Annotated in this window: 2 protein-coding genes; one reads left to right on the plus strand and one right to left on the minus strand. The window is 73.7% G+C overall.

The annotated features are described in order from the left end of the window. The first annotated feature begins 167 nt into the window (after positions 1 to 167). Positions 168 to 1,793, plus strand: a complete 1,626-nt coding sequence (locus tag ACIP67_RS43030; RefSeq protein WP_401700133.1) for an amidohydrolase family protein — start codon at positions 168 to 170, stop codon at positions 1,791 to 1,793. Between the two features lie 21 nt (positions 1,794 to 1,814). Here the strand turns inward: ACIP67_RS43030 and ACIP67_RS43035 are convergent, their stop codons facing one another. Next, a complete protein-coding gene (locus ACIP67_RS43035) occupies positions 1,815 to 2,735 on the minus strand; it encodes a serine protease (RefSeq protein ID WP_401700136.1) in 921 nt (306 codons plus the stop codon). Positions 2,736 to 3,127 lie beyond the last annotated feature (392 nt).

Genomic DNA, 3,127 nt, shown 5'->3' on the forward strand with positions numbered 1-3,127 from the left:
ACCAAAGCAATCTCGTCCGGAGTCACACACTCTCAACGCCATACCGGGCCAGCAGGACACGCAACACCAAAACCAACCTGACCAAGCACTACTAGTCTCACGTTCTTCTAGTCTCAGGTTCTTCTAGTCTCACGTTCTTCTAGTCTTCTGAGTCGGGGAGGCCGGGCATGGAAGACCTCGTCATCCGGGACGCGGACGTCGTCGACGGCACCGGCGGCCCGTCGTACCGCGCCGATGTGGTCGTCGACGACGGCCGGATCGTCTCGATCGTCCAGGAGGCCGCGGCGGCCGGCTGCCAGCGCCCCCGGGCGATGCGGGAGCTGGACGCCGAAGGGCTCGTCCTCTCCCCCGGCTTCATCGACATGCACGCCCACAGCGACCTCGCCCTGCTGCGCGATCCCGACCACAGCGCGAAGGCGGCGCAGGGCGTGACGCTGGAGGTCCTGGGCCAGGACGGGCTGTCGTACGCGCCGGTCGACGACCGCACGCTTCAGGAGGTGCGCCGGGCGATCGCCGGCTGGAACGGGTACGGCGACGACATCGACTTCGACTGGCGGTCGGTGGGCGAGTACCTGGACCGGCTGGACCGCGGGATCGACGGGCGGGGCATCGCGGTCAACGCGGCCTACCTGGTCCCGCAGGGCACGGTCCGGGCCCTCGCCGTCGGCTGGGAGGACCGGCCGGCCCGCCCCGCCGAGCTGGACCGGATGCGGCGGCTGGTCGCGGAGGGCCTGGAACAGGGCGCGGTCGGCCTGTCGTCCGGTCTGACCTACACACCGGGCATGTACGCCGAGGACGCCGAACTCACCGAGCTGTGCAAGGTGGTGGCGCGCCACGGCGGCTACTACTGCCCCCACCACCGCTCGTACGGCGCGGGCGCGCTGGAGGCGTACGCCGAGATGGTGGAGCTGGCCCGGAAGGCGGGCTGCCCCCTCCACCTCGCACACGCCACCATGAACTTCGGTATGAACGAGGGCCGGGCCCCGGAGCTGCTGGCCCTGCTGGACGACGCGCTGGCCGAGGGCGCCGACATCACCCTCGACACCTACCCCTACCCGTCCGGCTGCACCACGCTCGCCGCCCTGCTGCCGGGCTGGGCGGGCGAGGGCGGCCCCGAGGCGGTCCTGCGCCGCCTCGCCGACGACGCCATGGCCGAACGCATCCGCCACGACCTGGAGGTGACCGGCGCCGACGGCTGCCACGGCGTGCCGGTCGACTGGGACACCGTCGAGATCTCCGGCGTGCGGGACCCGCGCCTGGCGGACCACGTCGGCCGGACGGTCCACCGGTCGGCCCGGCTGCGCGGCGAAACCCCCTGGACGACGGCCCGCCGCCTGCTCCTGGAGGACCGCCTGGCCCCGACGGTCCTCCAGCACGTCGGCCACGAGGAGAACGTCCGCGCGATCATGCGCCACCGGGTCCACACCGGCGGTTCGGACGGCATCCTCCAGGGCGACAAGCCGCATCCGCGGGCGTACGGCACGTTCCCGCACTACCTGGGCCGGTACGTGCGGGAGCTCGGGGTGCTGTCGCTGGAGGAGTGCGTCGCCCACCTCACGGGACGTCCGGCGGCCCGGCTGCGCCTGCCGGACCGGGGCCTGGTCCGGGAGGGGTACCGGGCGGACCTGGTGCTGTTCGACCCGGAGACGGTCGCGGCGGGGTCCGCCTACGACACCCCGCGCACGCTGCCCACCGGCATCCCGCACGTCCTGGTCGACGGCCGCTTCGCGATCGAGGACGGGCGGCGGACGGACGTGCTGGCCGGGCGGGCGGTCCGCCGCCGTCCCGGGTGACGGACCGCCCCTCCGCGTCGGCTACGGCTTGGGCAGGGTGCAGTCGGCGGCGCTCAGGTCCAGCTGGTTGCCGGTGGTGAAGCAGGCCGGGAGCTGGTAGGTCTGCTGGGCGTAGTTGATGCCCTGGCGGACGGTGACGGTGCCGTTCTCGTCGACCTCGCACGGGTTGTTCACCGTGCAGGTCCCGCCGTCCTCGTTGCCGGTGTTGTTGACGGCGACGACCGCGCCGGTGGCCTGGTCGACGACCGGCGAGCCGGAGGTGCCGCCGATGGTCTGGCAGGCCGAGGTGTAGCGGACCGAGTCCTTCCAGGTCCAGTCGCCCTCCCGTATCCGGTACACGAACCCGTCGATGGCGCAGCTGTAGAGCCGCTTCCAGTAGCCGGAGGCGACGGTGATCGCGGTGCCGGCGGTGGGGTGCGTGTCCTGGACGGTGAGCGCGCTGATGCCGTAGGAGCTGCGGATGGCCGCGTAGGTGGTAGTGAGCTGGTAGACCGTGGCGTCCGTGTCGGTCATCGTCGCGTACGCGATCTTGGAGGCGCGCAGGGTGGCCACGCGGGTGCCGGCGGAGTTCAGCAGCCCGAAGGTGCGGCTGGAGGCCTGGCCGACGATCACCTCGCCGGGCTCCGGGAACCCGGTCTCCAGACAGTGGCCGTTGGTCAGCACGAGCGCCGGGTCGGTGTCGAGGGAGTCCGGGAAGCGTACGACGGACCCGGAACAGTTGCTCAGCGCGACGGTCCCGGCCAGGGTGACGGCCTGGAGGGCGGGCGACGCGGGAGCCGCGGCCGGTGCGGCGGCGGTCACCGCGGCGGTGGGCGCGGTGCGCGCGGCGGTGGCGGCGGTGGCGGTCGGAGCCGTGCCGGTCCCGGGTGACGCGACCGCGGGCGCCGCGCCTGCCCCGGCGATGGCCAGGGCGAAGAGCGCGGCGACGAGAGGCTTGGGCATGTGGGGGTCCCCTCTGACGACGAGGCGACCGGAGGTCTTCCGGTCGCCCGCTGATTTGTCATGTGCATCATCAGCGCGTCAGGAGGGGAGAACAAGCAGTGCTTTTCGGCCGCCGGGCGCGGGGGGCCGGGCCCGGGGCCGGGCCAGGGGCCGGGCCAGGGGGCCAGGCCGAGAGGGCACCGCCGGGCCGGGGGCCGGGCCCGGGAGGGCCGGGCCCGGGAGGGCCGGGCCCGGGGAGGCCGGGCCCGGGAGGGGGCCAGGCCCCGGGAAGGCGAGGCCAAGAGGGCGGGGCCGAGAGGCAGGGCCGAGAGGCAGGGCCGAGAGGCAGGGCCGAGAGGCAGGGCCGAGAGGCAGGGCCGAGAGGCAGGGCCGAGAGGCAGGGCCGGGAGGCA

It is taken from the genome of Streptomyces sp. NPDC088812 (assembly GCF_044750285.1).
Taxonomy (GTDB): domain Bacteria; phylum Actinomycetota; class Actinomycetes; order Streptomycetales; family Streptomycetaceae; genus Streptomyces.